Source organism: Acidovorax carolinensis (assembly GCF_002157145.1).
Taxonomy (GTDB): domain Bacteria; phylum Pseudomonadota; class Gammaproteobacteria; order Burkholderiales; family Burkholderiaceae_C; genus Acidovorax; species Acidovorax carolinensis.
In genome coordinates, this window is the sequence record NZ_CP021361.1 from 2,945,910 (window position 1) to 2,967,953 (window position 22,044).

17 protein-coding genes and 1 pseudogene are annotated in these 22,044 nt (G+C 66.3%); 14 read left to right on the top strand and 4 right to left on the bottom strand.

The features are described from left to right. The first annotated feature begins 43 nt into the window (after positions 1 to 43). The gene (locus CBP34_RS13755) at positions 44 to 649 is read left to right on the top strand and encodes a GDSL-type esterase/lipase family protein (protein WP_208616337.1); all 606 of its coding nucleotides are present in this window, start codon (positions 44 to 46) and stop codon (positions 647 to 649) included. 55 nt (positions 650 to 704) lie between these two features. On the opposite strand, the gene queG is transcribed toward CBP34_RS13755, so the two are convergent. Beyond that, entirely contained in the window at positions 705 to 1,754 is a 1,050-nt protein-coding gene (queG, locus tag CBP34_RS13760) for a tRNA epoxyqueuosine(34) reductase QueG (RefSeq protein WP_094098365.1), read from the bottom strand. Positions 1,755 to 1,766: 12 nt separating this feature from the next. Here queG and tsaE point away from each other — a divergent pair, with 12 nt between their 5' ends. The 4 genes and pseudogenes from tsaE (at position 1,767) to CBP34_RS13780 (ending at position 4,584) form a co-directional block, all read left to right on the top strand. Continuing rightward, on the top strand, positions 1,767 to 2,309 hold the full coding sequence (gene tsaE, locus CBP34_RS13765) for a tRNA (adenosine(37)-N6)-threonylcarbamoyltransferase complex ATPase subunit type 1 TsaE (RefSeq protein ID WP_157896482.1): 543 nt from the start codon (positions 1,767 to 1,769) through the stop codon (positions 2,307 to 2,309). Between the two features lie 29 nt (positions 2,310 to 2,338). After that, positions 2,339 to 3,777: pseudogene (locus CBP34_RS13770) on the top strand (N-acetylmuramoyl-L-alanine amidase). Between the two features lie 37 nt (positions 3,778 to 3,814). After that, the gene (locus tag CBP34_RS13775; protein WP_094098366.1) at positions 3,815 to 4,147 is read left to right on the top strand and encodes a cupin domain-containing protein; all 333 of its coding nucleotides are present in this window, start codon (positions 3,815 to 3,817) and stop codon (positions 4,145 to 4,147) included. Positions 4,148 to 4,344: 197 nt separating this feature from the next. Beyond that, complete coding sequence (locus CBP34_RS13780; protein WP_094098367.1) at positions 4,345 to 4,584, top strand: glycine zipper 2TM domain-containing protein; 240 nt, start codon at positions 4,345 to 4,347, stop codon at positions 4,582 to 4,584. Between the two features lie 68 nt (positions 4,585 to 4,652). Here CBP34_RS13780 and CBP34_RS13785 read toward each other — a convergent pair whose 3' ends face one another. Next, on the bottom strand, positions 4,653 to 5,300 hold the full coding sequence (locus CBP34_RS13785; protein WP_094098368.1) for a DedA family protein: 648 nt from the start codon (positions 5,298 to 5,300) through the stop codon (positions 4,653 to 4,655). A gap of 94 nt (positions 5,301 to 5,394) precedes the next feature. Here CBP34_RS13785 and mutL point away from each other — a divergent pair, with 94 nt between their 5' ends. Next, the gene (gene mutL, locus CBP34_RS13790) at positions 5,395 to 7,374 is read left to right on the top strand and encodes a DNA mismatch repair endonuclease MutL (protein ID WP_094098369.1); all 1,980 of its coding nucleotides are present in this window, start codon (positions 5,395 to 5,397) and stop codon (positions 7,372 to 7,374) included. A 120-nt stretch (positions 7,375 to 7,494) separates the two neighbouring features. After that, on the top strand, positions 7,495 to 9,309 hold the full coding sequence (locus tag CBP34_RS13795) for an IS1 family transposase (protein WP_208616336.1): 1,815 nt from the start codon (positions 7,495 to 7,497) through the stop codon (positions 9,307 to 9,309). 123 nt (positions 9,310 to 9,432) lie between these two features. On the opposite strand, the gene CBP34_RS13800 is transcribed toward CBP34_RS13795, so the two are convergent. Beyond that, the gene (locus CBP34_RS13800) at positions 9,433 to 10,605 is read right to left on the bottom strand and encodes a glycerophosphodiester phosphodiesterase (RefSeq protein WP_094098370.1); all 1,173 of its coding nucleotides are present in this window, start codon (positions 10,603 to 10,605) and stop codon (positions 9,433 to 9,435) included. Positions 10,606 to 10,839: 234 nt separating this feature from the next. Here CBP34_RS13800 and gdhA point away from each other — a divergent pair, with 234 nt between their 5' ends. The 6 genes from gdhA (at position 10,840) to CBP34_RS13830 (ending at position 18,749) form a co-directional block, all read left to right on the top strand. Further along, a complete protein-coding gene (gdhA, locus tag CBP34_RS13805; protein WP_094098371.1) occupies positions 10,840 to 12,183 on the top strand; it encodes an NADP-specific glutamate dehydrogenase in 1,344 nt (447 codons plus the stop codon). 120 nt (positions 12,184 to 12,303) lie between these two features. After that, on the top strand, positions 12,304 to 13,437 hold the full coding sequence (locus CBP34_RS13810; RefSeq protein ID WP_157896483.1) for a PilT/PilU family type 4a pilus ATPase: 1,134 nt from the start codon (positions 12,304 to 12,306) through the stop codon (positions 13,435 to 13,437). Further along, positions 13,434 to 15,863 carry a GspE/PulE family protein gene (locus CBP34_RS13815; RefSeq protein ID WP_094098373.1) on the top strand — a complete coding sequence of 810 codons (2,430 nt, stop codon included), beginning with the start codon at positions 13,434 to 13,436 and terminating at the stop codon, positions 15,861 to 15,863. Before CBP34_RS13810 ends, CBP34_RS13815 begins: the two co-directional genes overlap by 4 nt. Positions 15,864 to 15,868: 5 nt before the next feature. Next, entirely contained in the window at positions 15,869 to 17,101 is a 1,233-nt protein-coding gene (locus tag CBP34_RS13820; RefSeq protein WP_094099185.1) for a multidrug effflux MFS transporter, read from the top strand. Further along, positions 17,098 to 18,099, top strand: a complete 1,002-nt coding sequence (gene miaA / locus CBP34_RS13825; protein WP_094098374.1) for a tRNA (adenosine(37)-N6)-dimethylallyltransferase MiaA — start codon at positions 17,098 to 17,100, stop codon at positions 18,097 to 18,099. The genes CBP34_RS13820 and miaA overlap by 4 nt, the downstream gene beginning before the upstream one ends. Then, positions 18,096 to 18,749: an ABC transporter ATP-binding protein gene (locus CBP34_RS13830; protein WP_094098375.1), complete on the top strand. Its 654-nt coding sequence runs from the start codon at positions 18,096 to 18,098 to the stop codon at positions 18,747 to 18,749. The genes miaA and CBP34_RS13830 overlap by 4 nt, the downstream gene beginning before the upstream one ends. 26 nt (positions 18,750 to 18,775) lie before the next feature. On the opposite strand, the gene CBP34_RS13835 is transcribed toward CBP34_RS13830, so the two are convergent. Next, positions 18,776 to 19,204 (bottom strand): Hsp20/alpha crystallin family protein, encoded by a 429-nt coding sequence (locus CBP34_RS13835; protein WP_086912959.1) that lies wholly within the window; start codon positions 19,202 to 19,204, stop codon positions 18,776 to 18,778. A gap of 164 nt (positions 19,205 to 19,368) precedes the next feature. Here CBP34_RS13835 and CBP34_RS13840 point away from each other — a divergent pair, with 164 nt between their 5' ends. Further along, positions 19,369 to 22,011 carry an ABC transporter permease gene (locus CBP34_RS13840; RefSeq protein WP_094098376.1) on the top strand — a complete coding sequence of 881 codons (2,643 nt, stop codon included), beginning with the start codon at positions 19,369 to 19,371 and terminating at the stop codon, positions 22,009 to 22,011. The last annotated feature ends 33 nt before the right edge of the window (positions 22,012 to 22,044 follow it).

Genomic DNA, 22,044 nt, shown 5'->3' on the forward strand with positions numbered 1-22,044 from the left:
CGGCCCCAGCCGCCCCGCGCGCCGGCGCGTGCTGGTGGCAGCCATGCTGGCACCGCTTGCCGCCTGTGGCCGCAAAACACCGCATGCCCGGGCCGTTGCACCCGATGCTACGGTGCTGGCCCTGGGCGATTCGCTGACCTCGGGCGTGGGCGCTGCATCACCCGACGCCGCTTACCCCGCCGTGCTGCAGCGCCGGACAGGCTGGAAGGTCATCAATGGCGGCGTGTCGGGCGACACCTCGGCGCAGGCGCTGGAGCGGCTGCCCGCGTTGCTGCAAACGCACAACCCCGCGCTGGTGATCGTGAGCATTGGCGGCAACGACTTCTTGCGCCGCCTGAACGCTTCGGTCACACGCAACCAGGTGCGCCAGATCTGCGAGCAGGCCCGCGCCAGCGGCGCCCAGGTGCTGCTGGTGGCCGTGCCCGAGCTGTCGCTGATGGCGGCGGCGGGCCGCTTGAGCGATCACGCCATGTACGAGGACATCGCCAGCGAACTGAAGATTCCGCTGCACAGCAAGGGCTGGGCGGATGTGCTGGCCAACGCGCAACTGCGGGCCGACAGCGTGCATGCCAATGCGGCGGGCTATGCACAGTTTGTGGATGGGCTGGTGGGCACGCTCCAAGCCACCGGGCTGCTGGCAAGGGGCTGAACACTCCTGTTTTGATAGCTATTAGCGCTTATCCATAAAGCGCCAGCGGCACTTTTCATTCAAATTCAAGCGCCCAGGCCACATGCTCGCGCACCAGCGCGCTGGGGTCTTCCGCCCGTGACTGCAGCGCCGCGCGCACTGCCTCGTCACCCGTGGCACGCAGCGCGTTGCCCAGCGCCACCGCCACATTGCGCAGCCAGCGCTCGTGGCCAATGCGGCGGATGGGGCCACCCTCGGTCATGCGCAAAAAGGTGGCCTCGTCCCAGGCAAACAGATGCACCAGCTGCTGGCCCGCCAGGCCCTTGCGCTCGTCAAAATCCGGCAGGCGGCTGACCTGCGCAAACTTGTTCCAGGGGCAGATCAGCTGGCAATCGTCGCAGCCATAGATGCGGTTGCCCATCAGCGGGCGCAGCTCCAGCGGAATCGGCCCCGCGTGCTCGATGGTGAGGTACGAGATGCAGCGGCGCGCATCCAGCCGGTGCGGCGCAATGATGGCCCGTGTGGGGCACACGTCGATGCAGGCGCTGCAACTGCCGCAGTGCGCAGTAACGGGCTCGCTGGGCAGCAGCGCCATGTCCACGTAGATCTCGCCCAGGAAAAACATCGAGCCGGCCTCGCGGTTGAGCACCAGCGTGTGCTTGCCGCGCCAGCCCTGGCCACTGCGCGCGGCCAGCTCGGCCTCAAGCACGGGCGCCGAGTCGGTGAACACGCGGTGGCCAAAAGGCCCCACGGCCTCGCCAATGCGGTCGCTGAGCTTTTGCAGGCGTGCGCGCAGCACCTTGTGGTAATCACGCCCACGGGCATACATCGACACAATGCCTTCCAACGGGCGCGATAGGCGCGCAAACTCGACGGCCTGCCAGCCTTGTGGCGCGTCCATGGCGGTGTCGCGCGGCAGGTAGTCCATGCGCGCGGTGATCACGCTCACGGTGCCCGGCACCAGCTCGGCCGGGCGGGCGCGCTTGAGGCCATGCGCGGCCATGTAATGCATGTCGCCATGGAAACCTTGCGCCAGCCACTGCATCAACCCCGGCTCGGATGCAGACAAATCCACACCCGCCACGCCAATTTGGGAAAATCCCAGCTCACGGGCCCACTCCCGCATTTGAGGAACGAGTTGACTGTTGCACCACATATCGGCCGGATTGTAGAAACCTCCGCCCCACAAGCCCCTGCCGACGGCGCCCGCGTGCTGACCTGGCACAGCGAAGACGACACGGCGGCATGGGCCCGCGCGCTGGCCGCACAGCCCCTGCTGGCCAATGCCTTCGTCACGCTGCATGGCGATCTGGGCGCCGGCAAGACCACGCTGGTGCGCCACCTGCTGCGCGCACTGGGCGTGCAGGGCCGCATCAAAAGCCCCACCTATGCCGTGGCCGAGCCACACGAGGCGCCGGGCCTCGCCCCTCACGCCACGACGGTGTGGCACTTCGACTTCTACCGTTTTGACGACCCGCGCGAATGGGAAGACGCGGGTTTCAGGGACATTTTTGCCAGCCCGGGCCTCAAGGTGGCAGAATGGCCAGAAAAGGCTGCGGCGCTTACCCCGCTTGCCGACCTTGCTATACACATTGAAGCAACTGACGAAACCGAAAGGAAGGTCACGCTGCATGCCCACACGCCCCTGGGCCGCAGCCTGCTGCAAGGAATGACCGCATGACACCCAACCCCGGCCCGCTGCAACCGCCCATGCCGTCCGCCCCATCGCGCCGCACGCTGCTGCAGGCTGGCAGCCTGGTGCTGCTGCTGGGCACACAGCAGATTGCACGGGGCGCCACCATTTTGGCGGTGCGCGTGTGGCCTGCGCCCGAGTATTCGCGCGTCACCATCGAATCCGACGGGCAGCTCACCACCAAGCAGCTGTTCGTCACCACCCCGCCCCGCCTGGCGGTGGACATCGAAGGCATCGACCTCAGCCCCGAGCTGCGCGAGCTGGTGGCCAAGGTCAAGGCCGACGACCCCAACATTGCAGGCATCCGCGTGGGCCAGAACACGCCCGGGGTGGTGCGCCTGGTGATTGATCTCAAGCAGGCCGCGCAGCCCCAGGTTTTCACGCTACCGCCCGTGGCCGCCTATGGCCACCGGCTGGTGCTGGACCTGTACCCCGCAGACCCGGTGGACCCGCTCGAAGCCCTGATTGCCGAGCGCCTGCGCGCAGCGCCCGCGGCGGGGATCGCAGCCACCGCCCACGCCGCCCCACCGCCGCACACACCGCAGTCCGTCACAGCCACGCGCCCGCCAGAGAAAGACCCGCTGGGCGAGCTGATGGCCCAGCGCGCCACGCGCGCGCTGCCGCCCGAAGAACCGCAGATCGTGCCCGCCGCAGCCACAGTGGCCACCGCCGCCGCCCCGGCACAGCCCTCGGCACGCAGCCCGGGCGGCCCCCGGGCCAGCGCCACGCAGACCGACCGCATCATCATCGTGGCGCTGGACCCCGGCCATGGCGGCGAAGACCCCGGCGCGATCGGCCCCGGTGGCACCCGCGAAAAAGACGTGGTGCTGCGCGTGGCGCACCTGCTGCGCGACCGCATCAACGCCACCACCGTGGGCGGCAACCCCATGCGCGCTTACCTCACGCGCGATGGTGATTTCTTCGTGCCGCTGGGCACCCGCGTCGAGAAGGCGCGCCGTGTGCAGGCCGACCTGTTTGTCAGCATCCATGCCGACGCTTTCACCACACCCGCCGCCCGCGGCGCCAGCGTGTTTGCGCTGAGCCAGGGCGGCGCCTCCAGCACGGCGGCGCGCTGGCTGGCCAACAAGGAAAACCAGGCCGATCTGGTGGGGGGCATCAACGTGCAGTCGAAAGACCGGCATGTGCAGCGCGCCCTGCTCGACATGAGCACCACGGCGCAGATCAACGACAGCCTCAAGCTCGGCACGGTGCTGCTGGGCGAGATCGGCAATGTGGGCAAGCTGCACAAGCCCCGGGTAGAGCAGGCGGGCTTTGCCGTGCTCAAGGCCCCGACATTCCGAGCGTGCTGGTCGAGACCGCCTTCATCAGCAACCCCGAGGAAGAAGCGCGCCTGCGCAGCACCGCCTACCAGGTGCAACTGGCGGATGCGCTGATGCGCGGCATCACGCGCTATTTCGCCAAGAACCCGCCGCTGGCGCGCAGCCGGTCAGTGTAGGGATGATCCGTTGACACGGCTGCACAGGGAGACCCCCATGGCACTCACCCACACCCCTTCTGGCCAGGTCGTCAGTGTGCTTCCACTGGGCGATGGCCTTGCACAGGCCACCTCCAGCGCCATCCTCAAGGCGGGCCAGCTGGAAGTCATGCGCGTGGTGCTGCGCGCCGGCAAGAGCATGCGCGAGCACCACACCCCCGGTGAAGTGACCGTGCAGTGCATTGAAGGCGCCGTGGAGTTCAAGGCCGGCAGCACCACGCACATGCTGCGTGCGGGCGATCTGGTGCACCTGCAGCCGCGGGCCCTGCACGCCCTGACGGCCGTGGAGGACGCCTCGCTGCTGGTCACCATCTGCCTGGCCCCGGGCTGACGAACCAGCGCGCCCCAATGGGCACACTGGGCTCCGGGCCGCGCTCACCGTCCCCTTGTCCTACACCGGCTGGCCGGTGCTTCCTACAGCGCCAGATTCGATGGCGCGCGATAGTGGGCTTGTGCCCCGTGGCGGCTCTGACTGCGATGTCAGCCCCCCGGTTGTGCCACACATCAACAAAGCCAAAGGATCCCTCAATGAACGTCCGTCTTACCGTTATCGCTTCTGTCGTTTGCGCTGCCACCCTCGCCCTGGGCGGCTGCGCCTCCAATCCTTCCAGTGCCCAGATCGGCACCGGCGTCGGCGCCGTCGTGGGCGGGGTTGCCGGCAATGCCGTGCTTGGCGGAACGCTGGGCACCGTGGGCGGTGCCGCAGCCGGCGCCCTCATCGGCAATGAAATCGGCAAAGACCGCGATCAAAGCCAGCCCCGCCGTTAATCCATCGGCCTGACAAGAAAAAGTGCCTGGCGCGGAATGATTCCGCGCCAGGCACTTTTTTTTGTCTGTCAGGCCGCGTTGGGTTTGCGGCCGGCGCGCCAGGCGCCAAAGATCGCGATCAGCCCGGGAACAAGAATCAGGGCCCAGATGATCTTGTCCAGGTTTTCCTTCACCCAGGCAAAGTTGCCAAAGAAATACCCGGCAGAGCAGATCCCCAGCACCCACAGCAGGGCTCCGCCCACGTTGAAGGCCGTGAACTTGCCGCGCCCCATCTGCGCCACGCCGGCCACGAACGGGGCAAAGGTGCGAATGAACGGCATGAAGCGCGCAATCACGATGGTGATGCCGCCATAGCGCTCGTAAAAATCATGGGCCTGGTTGAACGCCCGACGGTTGAACCAGCGCGAGTCTTCCCACTGGAACACCTTGGGGCCGAAATACCGGCCAATCGAGTAGTTGCACTGGTCGCCCAGGATCGCCGCCGCAATCAGCACGGCGCAGGCCAGCGGAAAACTCATCATCCCCGCCCCGCACAGCGCGCCCACGATGAACAACAGCGAGTCGCCTGGCAAAAAGGGCATGACCACCAGCCCGGTTTCCACAAACACGATCAGAAACAGCAGGGCATACACCCAGGCCCCATAACTGGCGACAAAGGCTTCGAGGTATTTGTCGACATGCAGGATGAAGTCGATCAGAAAAGACACAAATTCCATGGGGGTTCCGGCAAAACGAGGCAGCGCGCATTATCCCCACCGCCCGGCGCCGCCCGCCCGATGCCCCTGCAAGGCCCCGCCCTAAAATCGCCCGGTGAACGACACCTTGCCCTCCCCAAAGCCCCGCCGCCCCATCCGCGACCTGCCCGACGAGCTCATCAGCCAGATCGCCGCTGGCGAGGTGGTGGAGCGCCCGGCCTCCGTGGTGCGTGAACTGGTGGACAACGCGCTCGACTCGGGCGCCACGCAGGTCACCGTGCGCCTGCTGGCCGGTGGCGTGCGGCTGATCGCCGTGGAAGACGACGGCTGCGGCATTCCGCACGACGAGCTGCCCATTGCCCTGCGCCGCCACGCCACCAGCAAGATCACCAGCCTGAGCGATCTGGAAACCGTGGCCACCATGGGTTTTCGGGGCGAAGCGCTGGCGGCCATCGGCTCGGTGTCGGAGATGGCGCTGCTATCGCGCCCCGCGCACCAGCCGGGCGCCTTTTTGCTCGATGCCCGCAGCGGCGAGCTGCGCCCGGTGGCACGCGGCACCGGCACCACGGTGGAGGTGAAAGAGCTGTTTTTCTCCACCCCCGCGCGCCGCAAGTTCTTGAAGACCGACGCCACCGAGCTGGCCCACTGCATCGAATCGGTGCGCCGCCACGCGCTGGCGCGGCCCGATGTGGGCTTTGCCATCTGGCACGAGGGCAAGCTGGTGGAGCAGTGGCGCGCCACCTTCGTGCCCGGCGACGCCCACCTGCAGGACGCCTTGGCGCGCCGCCTGGCCGACGTGCTGGGCGAAGACTTCGTGGCGCAGTCGGTGGCCGTGCAGCACCGCGCCGGCCCCGTCACCGTCACGGGCCGCGCAGGCCTGCCCGACGCCGCCCGCTCGCGCGCCGACCAGCAATACTGCTATGTCAACGGCCGCTTCGTGCGCGACAAGGTGCTCACGCACGCGGCGCGCAGCGCCTACGAAGACGTGCTGCATGGCCACAAGCAGCCGGTGTATGCGCTGTATGTGGAGATCGACCCGGCCCGTGTGGACGTGAACGTGCACCCCACCAAGATCGAGGTGCGCTTTCGTGACAGCCGCGAGGTGCACCAGGCCGTGCGCCACGCGGTCGAAAACGCGCTGGCCGCCCCGCGCGCCGCAGCGCTCGCCGCCGGGACCGCTGCCGCCCCCGAAACAGATACCGCCCCCGGTGGCGCCGACGATTTCAAGCCAAAACAGCCGCTAGCGCATATTTGGCAAGCGCAAGCAGCTATCAAATTTGAAGAACGGGGCCACCATGTGGCTGACCTGCAGGCCCTATGGGGGCCCAGGAAAGAAACGGTTCCTGCTGGCAATGCAGGCGTTGCCTTCATCAACCCGGGCCCGGTGGCGCCAGGCACGGGCCCGGGCGCGGCGAGCGGCACAGCGCAGCCCGCCTATCGCGCACCGACAGCGGCGGATGCGGCTGGGTCTGCGGGCCGCGATAGCGACGAAGCCACCTGGCCGCTGGGCCGCGCGGTGGCCCAGCTCCACGGCGTGTACATCCTGGCCGAGAACGCAAAGGGCCTGGTGGTGGTGGACATGCACGCCGCCCACGAACGCATCGTCTATGAGCGCCTGAAGGCCCAGGTGGACAGCGGCGCCCGCATAGCCAGCCAGCCGCTGCTGATTCCTGCCACCTTTGCCGCCACGCCCGAAGAAGTAGCTACCGCCGAAGCGTCGGCCGAGGTGCTGGCCACGCTGGGCCTGGAGGTGGTGCCCTTCTCGCCCAAGACCTTGGCCGTGCGCGCCGTGCCCACCACGCTGGCCACAACATCAGGTTTTGGTGACCCCGTAGAGCTGGCCCGCAGCGTGCTGGCCGAACTGGCCGCCCATGACGCCAGCACGGTGGTGCAGCGCGCGCGCAATGAAATCCTGGGCACCATGGCCTGCCACGGCGCCGTGCGGGCCAACCGCAAGCTCACCCTGGACGAAATGAACGCCCTGCTGCGGCAGATGGAAACCACCGACCGCTCAGACCAGTGCAACCATGGCCGCCCCACTTGGCGACAGCTGAGCATGAAGGAGCTGGACGCGCTGTTCTTGCGCGGGCGCTAATTCGCCAACGGATAAAAAGAAAGGCCCGCAACTGCGCAAGCCCCTCGCTTAACCTGTTGAAAAGTAGGGCCTGATTCGGCATACTGCCCCGTAAGTTCAACGACTTACGGGGCAGTTTTCTTGGTATCTCCAATCACGCCTCCAGCACCCCCGAAGGCACGGATTCCGGAGGACTCGGAATATGCGTTCTTTGGCGGTGCCAAGCGGCCGCTGCAAGTCAACTTCTGCAAGAACCCGCGCTGCGCCAATTACGGCGTGCCTCCGGCGGTTGCGGTGAAGTACGCGCGGCGGGCCAAGGCAGGCGCTGCTCCTGGCGTCGACTACCGGCTCGGCGCGTTCGGGGCGGGGCTGCCGAACTTGCATTGCCTCCTGTGCAAGGAGTCCATCCCTCTCAAGAGCAACCTTGGCGTAGTCGAGGAACTGACCCGCCTCTTGGCGCCTTTCGTCGACCGGGCGCCCTTGTGCTGCCCGCGGCCTGGCTGTTCGAATGGCGCCGTGTCGGCGCCGAACCCAGCAGCGTACTACCGGTTCGGCAAGACTGAGGGTGGGTCGGCACGCTATCGGTGCCGAACCTGCAAGAAGACGTTTTCTGAGCCCCTTCGGGCCACGCTGCGCCAGCGTGAGCCGCGCAAGAACGTCCCGGTGCTCACCTCGTTGATGAACAAGATGCCCCTGACGCGCATCACGGAGGCACACGGCATCAGCCCCCAGACGGTCTACGACAAGCTGGACTTCTTCGCCAAGCAGGCGGAGGCCTTCGCGGCCAAGCACGAGCGCAGGTTGCCCGAGGTGGTCCGAGGGACCAAGCGATACCTAGCCATAGACCGCCAGGAGTACGCGGTCAACTGGACGCACCGCAAGGACAGGCGCAACGTGGTTATCCGCGCCCTGGGCACCGCGGACCTGGAGACCGGCTTCGTCTACGGCATGCACATCAACTTCGATGGCAGTTTGAGCGCCGATACCGTCGAGGCGGACGCCGCGAGCTGCGGCGACTACACGGCTGCCGCACCTTTCCGCCGGTACGCCAGGCTGTGGCTCAGGCCGGACTACACGAAGGCTGTGGCCGATTCCGCCACCCGGGTTGCGAAGCGGATACGCAGCGGGCTGACCCTCGAAGAAGACATTCTCAAGACCTATCAAGAGGCCGAGATTCGCGGCGACGTGGAATCGCCCGAGATGGTCGGAGCGCACCAGCGCTTCCCAGCGACGGGCATGCAGGTGCACGCGGAGTACACCATGTACGCGCACTTCTATTACCTGCACGGGCTGCTGTCGTCCGCAGAGAAGCTGCGCTTCTACATGGACCAGGAGTCGGGCATCCGGGCGGCCTGCCTGGCCGCGTTCGAGGACGAAATCCGTGACCGCCGAGCCGACGCGTTCTTCGTCCGACTGGGCAAGGAGCTGTCGGTTGACGCCAAGCGCAAGGTCATCCGCCGCTCGAAAGACGCGTTCGCGGCCGAGTGCGATGCGAACCCGGAGCTCGATGAGCACCAGGTCAAGGTGCTCATGATGAAGCGGGAGCTCGCCGCGGCGGCCACGATTGGCAAGTGGTCGGACCGCTGGGCGGCGCACCCGTTTCCGAATCAGGCCGAACCCGAGAAGGCAGTCTGCTACCTCACCGACTTCGGGGACCTGGACGAGGACCACAAGGCCCGGTTGCACCTGAAGGCCAGCCTGCACGCAATCGACCGATTCTTCATGTCTGTGCGCCGGCGCCTGAACATGCTGGAGCGGCCAGTCGCGACCTCCAGCAAGGCTGGGCGGACTTGGTACGGCTACAGCGCCTACCAGCCGGAGAACATCGGCAAGCTGCTGACCGTCTTCAGGGCCTACTACAACTACTGCCTCGCTGGCCGCGACGGCATGACACCAGCCATGCGCCTGGGTCTGACCAGCGCGCCAATCAGCCCGTCTGAACTCCTCGGCCAATGAAAAAGGCCCCATCCGATGGAGGGGGCCCTTGGAAGGGACGTTTCCGGCCCCCTCGTTTCAACAAGTTAAGCGAGGGGCTTGGCAACTGCGGGCCTTTCTTTTGTCTGCAACCGAAAGAACAGCTCAGTTGTCGCGCGCTGCCTTGGCGTTGTCCGGGAAATCGCTGAACACGCCATCCACGCCCAGGTTGAAGAACAGCTTGTATTCGGCCTTGGGGTCACCCTTGAAGTCCGACGCCAGACGCTTGGCCTCGCTGCGGAAGGTGTAGGCATGCACAAACAAGCCTGCGGCGTGCGCGTCCTTGACCACGTTGGTGGGTGCCATCATCACGCGGTCACGGTCATCGATCTTGCCATCGCCGTTGAGGTCGTCGGCCTTGCCGTCGTTGTTGGCATCCACTTGTTTGGAGGAAATCAGATACGGCTTCCACGGGCCCACGCCGTCGGCATAGGTTTTCACCTCTTTCAGGCCTTCGGGGGTGAGCAGGCTGGCAAAGGTGCGCTTGTCATCGGCCACGGCAAAGTCGTACGGCTTGTCGTAGGGTGCCGTCAGGTCCATGCTGCCATCGGCGTTGATATCGTTGGCATCCACCAGTTGCACCAGGCGGATCTGCGTCTTGGTGCGCAGGTATTTGAGGTTGGACACCTCGAACGACTGCACGATCACGGGCGAGGCCTTGGTGGTGTAGCCGTACTTGGCGAGCGTGGCAAGCAGGCGGTCTTCGAGTTTGAGGCCCAGGTTGGCGTGGTAGGTGGGGTGCTTGGTTTCGGGGTACACGCCCACGGTGCGGCCGGCTTTGGCGCCTTCGCTCTTGGCCAAATCCAGTACTTCATCGAGCGTGGGGATCTGGTACTTGCCGTTGTAGCTCTGGTCGCGGTCGGCCATGGGCTGAATGGCGCGCAGGGTCTTGATTTCGGTCAGCGTGAAATCCGACGCGAACCAGCCTTCTTCTTCCACGCCATCGACCACTTTCTTGGTCTTGCGGCTGGCAAATTCGGCCCGGGTGGACACGTCGGTGGTGCCGGTGATGTTGGGCTCGTGGCGGGCGATGAGCGCGCCGTCCTTCGTGGCCACCAGATCGGGCTCGATGAAATCGGCACCCAACTCGATCGCCTTCTTGTAGCCCTCGAGGGTGTGGTCTGGCAGGTAGCCTGACGCCCCGCGGTGCCCGATCACCAGCGGCCGATCACCCGCGAGCGTGGGGTAGCTCACACCATCGCTGCCACCGCACGCCACCAGCGCAGCGGCCACAGTCAGACCCAGAACCCCGGCTTTTGCCGCTTGTTGTTTGCGCATCTCGTCCGCCCCTGTAGTGTGAAGTTGAAGCGGCCCACTGTGGGGACAGACCATGTCAGGTGCATGACACGCGCACGCACCAAAACCGAGCACCCGTGCGCACCAAAAACTGGCAGCGCCCACGAACAATGCCCCACCACCGTGCGCAGTTATGCATGAGCACATGTCTTTTTGACATAATCCGGGGCCGCAACGCCGCATTCATCGTTTTTTTGCACAGAAAGTCTCTTTTCCATGAAGTACGAGTCCGTAGACAGCTTCCTCGCGCAGGTCGCACAGCGCAACCCTGGCCAACCTGAATTTCTGCAGGCTGTCACAGAAGTCATGGAAAGCCTGTGGCCCTTCATCGAAAAGCATCCCCGCTACGCCGAGCACGGCCTGCTGGAGCGCTTGGTTGAGCCGGAGCGCATCGTGATGTTCCGCGTGTCGTGGGTGGACGACCACGGCAGCGTGCAAGTCAACCGCGGCTACCGCATCCAGCACAGCATGGCCATCGGCCCCTACAAGGGCGGCCTGCGCTTTCACCCCTCGGTGAACCTGTCGGTGCTCAAGTTCCTGGCATTCGAGCAGACCTTCAAGAACGCGCTGACCACGCTGCCCATGGGCGGCGGCAAGGGTGGCTCCGATTTCGACCCCAAGGGCAAGAGCCCCGGCGAAGTGATGCGTTTTTGCCAGGCCTTTGTGTCGGAACTGTTCCGCCATGTCGGCGCCGACACCGATGTGCCGGCCGGTGACATCGGCGTGGGTGGCCGCGAGGTGGGATACATGGCCGGCATGTACAAGAAGCTCAGCAACCGTGCCGACTGCGTGTTCACGGGCAAGGGCCTGTCGTTTGGCGGCTCGCTGATCCGCCCCGAGGCCACCGGCTACGGCACCGTTTACTTTGCGCAAGAGATGCTCAAGACCCGTGGCCAGTCGTTTGACGGCAAAACAGTGTCGGTGTCCGGATCGGGCAACGTGGCGCAGTACGCCGTGGAAAAGGCCATGGCCCTGGGTGCCAAGGTGGTGTCGGTGTCCGACTCGAGCGGCACGGTGTACGACAAGGACGGTTTCACGCCCGAAAAGCTGGCCATCCTGATGGAAGTGAAGAACCACAAATACGGCCGCGTCAACGACTACGCCCAGCTGGTGGGCGCCGAGTTCCAGGCCGGCAAGACGCCATGGCACATCCCCGTGGACGTGGCCCTGCCCTGCGCCACGCAAAACGAGCTCAACGCTGCCGATGCCGCCACCCTGATCAAGAACGGCGTGCTGTGCGTGGCCGAAGGCGCCAACATGCCTTCCACCATCGAAGCCGCCAAGGCGTTTGAAGCCGCTGGCGTGCTGTATGCACCGGGCAAGGCCTCGAATGCCGGTGGCGTGGCCACCTCGGGCCTGGAAATGAGCCAGAACGCGGCCCGCCTGTGCTGGCCCGCCGAAGAAGTGGACGCCCGCCTGCTGCAGATCATGCAAGGCATCCATGCCGCCTGCCTGAAGTACGGGCAACGTGCCGACGGCACGGTCAGCTACATCGACGGCGCCAACATCGCCGGCTTTGTGAAGGTGGCCGACGCCATGCTGGCACAGGGCGTGGTGTAAGCCACCCACGCGCATTCGCGCACCCAACCCAAGGGGCTTCGGCCCCTTTTTTATTGCTCGGGGGTGATGGCAGGCTATGCTCCCATTCGATACAAATTGCCACGAATCACGGGACTCACAGTGGAAATATTCAGCTTTCTGAACGCCATGGTCGAAAAGGGCGGTTCCGACCTGTTCTTCAGCGTGGGTGCGCCCGTCAACCTCAAGATTGAGGGCGTCACGCATCCGCTGAAAATGCCTGCGCTGCACCCCGGGCAGGTCAAGCAGCTGGCCTATTCGGTCATGAACGAAAAGCAGATCAGCGAGTTCGAGGCCAGGATGGAGATGAACCTCTCCATCTCGGCCGAAAACCTGGGGCGCTTTCGGGTGAATGTGTTTGTACAGCGTGGCGAAACCGGCATGGTGATTCGCTACATCAAGAACAAGATTCCGCCGCTGGCCGCGCTGGGCCTGCCGCCGATCCTTGAAAAACTCGTGCTGCGCAAGCGCGGGCTGGTGCTGGTAACCGGGGCCACGGGCTCGGGCAAGTCCACCACGCTGGCCTCGATGATCAACTACCGCAATGAAAACGTGACGGGGCACATTCTCACCATCGAGGACCCGCTGGAGTTTCTGCATGCCCACAAGCGCTCGGTGGTGAATCAGCGGGAAGTCGGCATCGACACTCTGTCGTACGAAGAGGCGCTCAAGAACGCGCTACGCGAAGCACCCGATGTGATCATGATCGGCGAAATCCGCGACCGCAACACCATGAAACAGGCCATTGCCTATGCGGAAACCGGCCACCTGTGCCTGTCCACGCTGCACGCCAACAACGCCAACCAGGCGATGGAACGGGTCATCAATTTCTTCCCCGAAGACGCCCACCGCCAGCTGCTCATCGACCTGAGCCTGAACCTGGCCGGCGTGGTGTCGCAGCGGCTGATTCCGGGCCTGCACGAAAAGCTGGTGCCGGCGGTCGAAGTGATGCTCAACTCGCCCTACATCGCCGATTTGATCGCCAAGGGAGAGTTCTCGGGCATCAAGGAGACCATGGGGCGCAGCACCGAAATCGGCATGTGCGCCTTCGACCAGGCGTTGTACGCGCTCTACACGGACGGACGGATTTCGCTGGAGGAGGCGCTGCACAATGCCGATTCGCGCACCGATCTTGCGCTGCGCGTGCGCCTCTCGGCGGGCATCAGCACCGCAGATGCCGGGGATCTTTCCATCGACACATCGTCTCCCATGCAATCGGCATCCCGCCTCTCATGAGTTACCCATCGCGCATGCAGCACTGGCCGTTTCCGCCGTTTTTCCGCGACGGCCGGCCCGCAGACGCGATCACGCAGGCCGAGGCCATTCTTTTCACCACCCATGGTGAAACGCGGCATGGTGTGCTGGAGCGGTTCGAGCCGGATGCGCAACGCGCCACCCTGGCCCTCAACAATGGGCAAGGCACTCTTGATCTGCACTTTTCCACCATCAAGAGCATCCAGCTGATGCCCCCAATTGCGCTGACGGCCGACGAGGAGCTCACTGCAAGCTACCGGACGGCTGGTGGCCACGAGGTCAACACGGCATCGCGCCCCTTCACCGTTCATTTTGCGGATGGAGAGCACTTGCGCGGCGACACCAAGGGCTTTGTGAAGACCCGTCACGGCCTTTTCTTCTTTCTGATCACAGACTCCGGCCATTGCGTACGGATCTTCATCCCCGCCACGGCACTGCAGAGCTACCAGGTAGGCGGTCTGCTGGGCCAGCACCTGATCCGCTCCCAATTGGTCAGTGCGGCCACGGTGCAACAGGCGCTGACCGAACAGGAGCGACGGCGCAACGAAGCACAACCGGGCACAGCGGCGGCAGCAGGCCCCATCCGGGATCCGCAGCAGCTCACCGAACAGGTCGCGAAAATCGGCAGCTTCGTGCCGATGCGGCTGGGCGATCTCCTGATCAACCAGGGCATGGTGAACGACAACCAAATGCGCGAAGCCCTGGGACTAATGAAGCGGAACAAGCGGCACCTGCTGGGCAACATTCTGGTCGAGATGGGAGTGTTGAGCCGAGCCCAGCTGACCGATGCGGTGGCCGAACAGTTCAGCATTCCCCAGGTGGCGCTCGACGGGTTTGTGATCCCGCCTGAGGTTCTGCGCCTGGTGCCCAAGGAATACGCGGTAGAGCACCAGGTGCTCCCCCTCCTGGTGAGTGACAAGAGCCTCGTGGTGGCCGTGGAGAGCCCGGTGGACGCAGACTACCTCGACGAACTGCGCTTTTCGGCACAAAAGCAGGTGGTCCCGGTCATTGCGAACCCTGAGGAGCTGTCCAAGCGCATCACGTTCGAGTATTCGAAGGTCGACATGGACGGCCCCGATCTGTCCATCGAAGAAGAGTTGCGACAACTTTCCCAGCGGCTCAGTGCCAATGACACGGCCCCCGGCCGTGGGGATCTGCAAAGGCAGGTGTCAGACAACGACAGTCTCGTGGTCCGCCTGGTCAACAAGACCATCTTGGACGCGCAGGCGCGCGGGGCCTCCGACATCCACATCGAAGCCTACCCCGAAGAACAGCCTACGCTGATCCGTTTGCGCGTGGACGGTGATCTGATGGAGTACATGCGCATACCGTTCGTGCTGCGTGCTGCCTTGCTGTCGCGCATCAAGATCATGGCCAACCTCGATATTTCCGAGCACCGCCTGCCGCAGGACGGAAAGATCGACTTTTCGCGCTTCGGCCACAGCAAGCTGGAATTGCGGGTGGCCGTGCTGCCCACCACCAACGGGCTGGAAGACATCATGATGCGCCTGCTGGCATCGTCCAAGCCCATTGCTCTGGACAAGCTGGGCATGGATGGACAGCTGGTCGAGCAGCTGCAAAAGATGGTGCATCGCAGCTACGGGCTCATTTTGGTGTGCGGCCCCACGGGCTCGGGCAAGACCACCACCCTGCACTCGCTCATGGCCGAGGTGAACCACCCGGACACCAAGATCTGGACAGCCGAGGACCCCATTGAAATCACGCACCAGGGACTGCGCCAGATCCAGATGCACCCGCGCATCGGGCTCACCTTTGCGGCCGCCATGCGGGCCTTTCTGCGGGCTGATCCGGATGTGATAATGGTGGGCGAAATGCGCGACAGCGAAACCGCGCATATCGCCATTGAAGCATCGCTCACCGGCCACATGGTGATGTCCACCCTGCACACCAACAGCGCCCCGGAAAGCGTGATCCGCATGCTGGACATGGGGCTCGATCCTTTCAATTTTGCCGACGCCCTGGTGGGCGTGCTGAGCCAGCGCCTGGCACGCCGCCTGTGCCCTGCCTGCAAACAGCCCTACACCCCCACATGCGAGGAGTTGAAGCAGCTGGCCCGCGACTATGCCTCAGGAACCCGACTCGATCCCGAGCGGGTGCTCGGCGACTGGCAACAACGCTTCGTGCCCTCGGGCCAGTCGGACTGGGTGTTGTACAAGGCGCAGGGGTGCAGCCATTGCGACCACACCGGCTACAAGGGCCGCGTAGGCATTTACGAGCTGATGGCTGCATCGCCCGAGATCAAAAAGCTCATCCAGACACGCGCCCCCGTGGACCAGTTATTCGAGGCCGCCACTGCGCAGGGCATGTTGCGCCTGCTCCAGTATGGATTTCTCAAGGTGCTGGAGGGCGTGACCGACCAGCGCAGCGTTCGCGGCGCTTGCTCCTGATGCCCATGTCTGCCACCTCCAACACCGCAGCGCCAACGGCTGCCCCCATCCACCCCGGCCTGGCCGTACTTGTGCTGGCGCTGCTGCTGGGCCTGCAGCCGGTCACCACCGACCTGTATCTGCCCGCGCTGCCAACCATCAAGGCGCAACTGCAGGCCAGCATGGCGCAATCGCAGCTCACACTCACGGCGTTGCTGCTGGCGTTTGGCTGCTCGCAACTGGTGTGGGGGCCGCTGTCGGACCGCTGGGGGCGCCGCCCCATCCTGCTGACAGGGCTGGTGGCCTACGTGCTGGCCGCGCTGGGCTGCGCGCTGGCGCAATCGATGGAAGCGCTGATCTTCTGGCGCACCGTGCAGGGCGCCGCCATGGGCGCCGGCGTGATGGGCGCGCGCGCCGTGGTGCGCGACCTGTATGCCCCGGTGGAAGGGGCGCACGCCATGTCGCGCGCCCTCACGGGCCTGGGCATCATTGCCTGCCTGAGCCCGCCGCTGGGCGGTCTGCTGGCGGGCCACCTGGGCTGGCGCGCCACGATGGCAGCGCTGGGCTGTTTTGGCGGCTTGGCGCTGCTGCTGATCCTGCTGCGTTTTGAAGAAACCCTGGCCCGCCCCAACCCGCTGGCGCTGCACCCCACACACTTGCTGCGCACCTGGGTGCAGATCCTGCGCCACCCCACGTTTCTGGCTTTTTCGGCCACCACCACGTTCACCTATGCAGGCCTGTTCACCTACCTGGCAGCCTCGTCGTTCACCTTCATCCAGGTGCTGGGCTGGAGCCCCACGGCCTATGGCCTGCTGCTGTCGTGCAACGCGGCGATGTACATCACCGGCACGGTGCTTTGCCGACGCCTGCTGGTGCGCTGGGGGCTGCGCCGCAGCATGGCGCTGGCCGGACTGCTGAGCGCCACGGGCGGCACGCTGATGGGCGTGGCTGCCCTGGCAGGCGTGCAAAGCGGCTGGGCCTATGCCCTGCCCTTTCTGCTGTACCAGATCGCGCATGGCATCCACATGCCCTGCAGCCAGAGCGGCGCCGTGGGCCCCTTTCCAAAAGCCGCCGGCACAGCCGCCGCGCTGAACGGCTTTGTCATGATGCTGGTGGCGTTTGGCATGGGCCACTGGCTGGGCCAGCGCATGGACGGCACGGTGCTGCCGCTTGCCCTGGGCGTGTGGTTCTGGAGCCTGTGCCTCGCGCTCGCCGCCTGGACGCTGGTGCAGCAATTCGGGGAGCCGGCCAAGGCATGAACACACCGCTGCCCACCATCGCCATCGCGGGGCCCACGGCCTCGGGCAAGACGGCCGGCGCCCTGGCATTGGCCGCCGTGCTGGCGCCGCGCCTGCCGGTCGAGATCATCAGCGTGGATTCGGCCCTGGTCTACCGGGGCATGGACATTGGCACCGCCAAGCCCACGCGCGCCGAGCTGGCCGCCGTGCCCCACCACCTGATCGACATCCGCGACCCGTTGCAGGCCTATAGCGCGGCCGAGTTCGTGCAGGACGCCCAGCGGCTCATCGGCGAGATCCGCGCGCGCGGCGCCCTGCCCCTGCTGGTGGGCGGCACCATGCTGTATTTCAAGGCCTTGTTCGATGGCATTGACGACATGCCCCCCGCCGACCCTGCCGTGCGCGCGCGGCTGGAGGCCCAGGCCGCGGAACAAGGCTGGCCTGCCCTGCACGCCGAACTGGCCCGCGTGGACCCCGCTACCGCCGCCCGCCTGGCGCCCGCCGACAGCCAGCGCATCCAGCGCGCGCTGGAGGTGTCGCATGTCTCCGGTCAGCCCATCTCGCACTTTCACACTACAAAAAAGAGAGCTACTAGCGCAGACCCCATAAGCGCTACGGCCATTTTTTCCCTTGAACCCGACCACCGCGCCTGGCTGCACGAGCGCATCGCCCTGCGCTTTGACGCCATGCTGGCGCAAGGCTTTGTAGACGAAGTGCGCCAGTTGCGCGCCCGCGGCGACCTGCACCCCGACCTGCCCTCCATGCGTTGCGTGGGCTACCGCCAGGCCTGGGAGGCACTGGACGCCCAGGCCGCTGCCGGCCCCGCATCGCCGCTCGACCTGGCCGGCCTGCGCGAGCGTGGCATTGCCGCCACCCGCCAGTTGGCCAAACGCCAGATCACCTGGCTGCGCAGCATGCCACAGCGCCACGCCATTGCCTGCGACCAGCCCGATGCCACCGGCCGCCTGGTGCAGGCCATGCTGCAGCGCCTGGAGCGCACGGAGCACGCCGCACCATGAGCAGCGTTCTACACGTCGAGGCCCTGGCCAAGCATTACGGCGGCACGCCGGTGTTTGCCAACGTGCAGTTCACCGTGCAGTCGGGCGAGTTTGTGGCCATCGTGGGCGATTCGGGCGTGGGCAAATCCACCCTGCTCAACTGCCTGGCGGGGCTAGACCGGTGGGACGCGGGGCGCATCAAGCACGGCGGCACCGACCTGGCGCCGCTGGATGAAACGCAACGCGCCCTCTGGCGGCGCGCCCATGTGGGGTTTGTGTTCCAAGCCTTTCATGTGCTGCCGCATCTCGATGTGGCGCAGAACGTGGCCTTGCCGCTGATGCTGCTGGGCCGCACCGAGCCCGATCGGGTGCAGCACATGCTGGCGGCCGTGGGCCTGGCCGGCCTGGGCGAACGCCTGCCGCAGCAACTGAGCGGTGGCCAACTGCAGCGCGTGGCCATTGCCCGCGCGCTGGTGCACCGCCCCGCCCTGCTGCTGGCCGACGAGCCCACGGGCAACCTCGACCCCACCACCGCCGCGCGCGTGATGGACCTGCTGCTCGCTCAGACGCGCGAGCATGGCGCCTCGTTGGTGCTGGTCACGCACTCGGACACCGCCGCCGCGCGCGCCGACCGGCGGCTGCGCCTCACCGCCGACGGCATCGCCGGCTGAGCAGCCCGCCAGCCGCCGCCCAGCGCTTATTCGATCGAAAGCCGCTGCGCGCTGCCGCCCTGCTTCTTGGGCAGCGTGAGCGTCAGCACGCCGTTGTCGTATTTGGCCTTGGCCTGGGCGGCATCCACATCCACAGGCAACTGAAAGCTGCGCGCCACCGAGCCGAAATAGCGCTCGGAGCGCAGCACCTTCTCGCCCTCGGTCTTCTGGTCATGCTGGCGCACCTCGGCGCGCAGGCTGACCACATTGCCGTCGATCGAGACCTGAATGTCTTCCTTGGGCACGCCCGGCACCTCGGCCTGCACGGTGTAGCCGCCATCGGTTTCCTTCACGTCCACCTTGATCTGCGTGGGCGATGGCACGCCTTCGCCATGCAGTGGGCGCACATAAAAGCCGGGGGCGATGTCCTTGAAGAAGTCATCGAACAAACTGCCACGGGTAACCAGAGAATTCATGGTGAAGCTCCTGAACGTGAGGGTTGGACAACCGGGCCGGCAAGGAAGCGCTGGCCCCGTTCCCAAAATACGCGCTGCCTTGCCTTATTTCAAGAGCCAGACCGGCAGGGTTTGATCTGCATCAACAGCCTGCCTTGCCGACGCTGCGCCGTCACAATCGGGTCATGCTTGCTCTGCTTCGCACCTTCTCCTGGCAGGAGCTGCGCCACCACCCCTGGCGCAGCGCCGCAGCGGTGGCTGCCGTGATGCTGGGCGTTGCGCTGGCGTTTGCCGTGCATGTGATCAACAGCTCGGCCCTGGACGAGTTCTCGCAGGCCGTGCGCGCGGTGAACGGCCAGCCCGATCTGGAGCTGCGTGCCATGCAGGGCCCGCTGCCCGAAGCACTGTATGGGCAGCTGGCCAACCACCCGCAGGTGCTGCGCGCCAGCCCATGGCTGGAGCTTTCCACGCTGGCCCAGGCGAACCCATCGGAAGCGACACCGCAGGGCACCTCACCCGCCCCGGCGCGCGTGGTGCTGCGGGTGGTGGGCGCGGATGCGCTGCTGCTGCCTGCCGTGGCGCCGGCGCTCATGCCGCGCGCCTTCGCAGGCAGCGAACGGCTGGCCATGCTGGCGCCGGCCACGGTGTTTCTCAACGCGGCGGCCTTGCAGGCGCTGGGCTTGGCGACGAACGGCAGTGGCGCGGCAACGCTGCGGCTGCACACGGGCCTGCCAACTTCAACGTCGTACACGGTGCGCGTGGCCGGCACCGTGGCTGCGGGCGGTGCGCCGCTGGCCGTGATGGACATCGGCGCCGCGCAAGACCTGTGGGGCCAGGCAGGGCGCCTGACCCGCATCGACCTGCAACTGCAACCGGGCACCGACCGCGCCGCGTTCCAGCAGGCGCTGCGGTCAATGCCCGGCTGGCCGGCCAACACCATGCTGGCCGAGCCTGGCGATGCAGTGCAGCGCATTGGCAACCTGTCGCGCGCCTACCGCGTCAACCTCACCGTGCTGGCGCTGGTGGCCCTGTTCACGGGGGCGTTTCTGGTGTTTTCGGTGCTGGCCCTCAGCGTGGCGCAGCGCGCGCCCCAGTTTGCGTTGCTGGCGGTGCTGGGCGCCACGCCACGCCAGCGTCTGGCGCTGGTGCTGGCCGAGTCGGCCCTGCTGGGGCTGGTGGGCAGTGTCGCCGGCATTGCGCTGGGCACGGCACTGGCGGCCACCGCGCTGCAACTGCTGGGGGGCGACCTGGGGGGTGGCTACTTTGCCGGCGTGCAGCCATCGCTGCAATGGAGTACCCCGGCAGCGCTGCTCTATGGCACGCTGGGCGTGGCCGCCGCGCTGGTGGGCGGCTGGTGGCCCGCCCAGTCGGCCCGCCATTTGCCGCCCGCGCAAACGCTCAAGGGCCTGGGCGCCGCAGCCGGTCGGGGCTCTGGTGCCACGGTCGGTATTATTTTGATAGCTGGTGGCGCTTTACTGGCAAGCGCTCCACCCATTTTTGGCATTGCACTGGCCGCTTACTTCGCCATTGGTCTGCTGCTGGTGGGCGGCATTGCCTTGCTGCCGTGGGGCATGGCCTGGCTGCTGCAGCGCCTGCGCCCGCTGGTGGCCGGCCGTCTGATGCTGGTGCTGCCCCTGGAGCGCGCGCGCCGCATGCGGGGCACGGCTGCCATCGCCGTGGGCGGCGTGGTGGCCAGCCTGAGCCTGGCCGTGGCACTGACGGTGATGGTGGCCAGCTTTCGCGGTTCGGTCACCGAGTGGCTCGATGCGGTGCTGCCGTCCCCGCTGTATGTGCGCTCGGCCCTGAGCGCGGCGGGGGGCGAGGCAGCCTTGTTGCCCCCCGGGTTCGACGAGGCCGTGGCGCAGCTGCCCGGTGTGGCCCGCGTGCAGCCCCTGCGCGCCAGCCCGCTGCAGCTGGACGCCAAGCGCCCCGCCCTCACGCTGCTGAGCCGCCCGCTGGCCGGCGACCCGGCCCGCTGGCTACCCCTGGTGGGCGCGGCGCTGCCGGTGCCCGCAGGCCGCACGGGCGTCTACATCAGCGAAGCGGTGGTAGACCTGTATGGCCTGAAGCCCGGCATGGAGTGGCCTGCACTTTCAAGGTCTTTCAGCCCTCTGGCGCAAGAAGGACAATCGCAAGCAGCTATATTTTTCATAGCAGGCGTATGGCGCGACTATGTTCGCCAGTCGGGCGCCGTGGCCATGGACCGCACCGACTACCTGCGCCTGACGGGCGATGCGCGTGCCAGCGACCTGGCGCTGTGGCCGCGCGATGGCACTGACCTGGCGCAGTTGCAGCAGGCGATTCGTGCGCTGGCCGCGCCTGGTGCTGCAACAGAGGCAGAAATGGGTGCGGGCGCAGCAGGGCTGGAGTTCGTCTCGTCCGGCGACATCCGCGAGCGCTCGTTGCGCATCTTCGACCGCAGCTTCGCCGTCACCTACTGGCTGCAGGCCGTGGCCATTGGCATCGGCCTGTTTGGCGTGGCGGCCAGCTTCAGCGCGCAGGTGCTGGCGCGGCGCAAAGAGTTCGGCCTGCTGGCCCACCTGGGCCTCACCCGCCGGCAGATCCTGGCCGTGGTGGCCGGTGAAGGCGCGGCATGGACCGGCGTGGGCGCGGCCGTGGGCGTGCTGCTGGGCCTGGCCGTGGCGTTGGTGCTGGTGCATGTGGTCAACCCGCAAAGCTTTCACTGGACCATGGAGCTGCGCGTGCCCGCTGCCCGCCTGCTGGCACTGTGCGCCGCCGTGGTGGCTTCGGGCACCCTCACCGCCTGGCTGGCGGGCCGGGCGGCAGCGGGACAGGATGCGGTGCTGGCGGTAAAGGAAGACTGGTAGCGCCAGCCAGGCGCCCCCCCGTCAGCCCGGTGC